Origin of the sequence: Mycobacterium sp. 94-17, assembly GCF_035617725.1 — a bacterium.
Lineage (GTDB): Bacteria > Actinomycetota > Actinomycetes > Mycobacteriales > Mycobacteriaceae > Mycobacterium.
Genome location: NZ_JAPIYN010000109.1, coordinates 1 through 339, shown reverse-complemented (window position 1 = coordinate 339; position 339 = coordinate 1). Strand labels below are relative to the sequence as shown.

Genomic DNA, 339 nt, shown 5'->3' with positions numbered 1-339 from the left:
CACCCAGCAGCGCCCCAAACACCTCCCACACCGAAAAATCAAACGCCAACGAATGACACTGCGCCCACACCCCCGCCACCGGCACCGGCACCACCACATCCAACGCCCGCAACAACCGCGTCACATTCCCGTGCGCAACCGCCACCCCCTTCGGCACCCCCGTCGTGCCCGAGGTGTAAATCAGGTATGCGATGTCCTCGGGTGCCGGAGCGGGCAGGCCGGCGCGCGGATAGGTCGGGATGCGCGGATCATCCACGTCGAAGGTCAACAGGTCGTAGCCGTGCAGTCGTGAACGTAGGTCTGCTGTGGTGAGCGCGGCGATCGGGGCGGCGTCGGTGA

1 protein-coding gene is annotated in these 339 nt (G+C 66.4%); it reads right to left on the bottom strand.

The window, feature by feature from the left end:
* Positions 1–339, bottom strand: a 339-nt coding sequence (locus OQ789_RS25885; protein WP_324689285.1) for an AMP-binding protein, incomplete at both ends; no start/stop codon positions are given.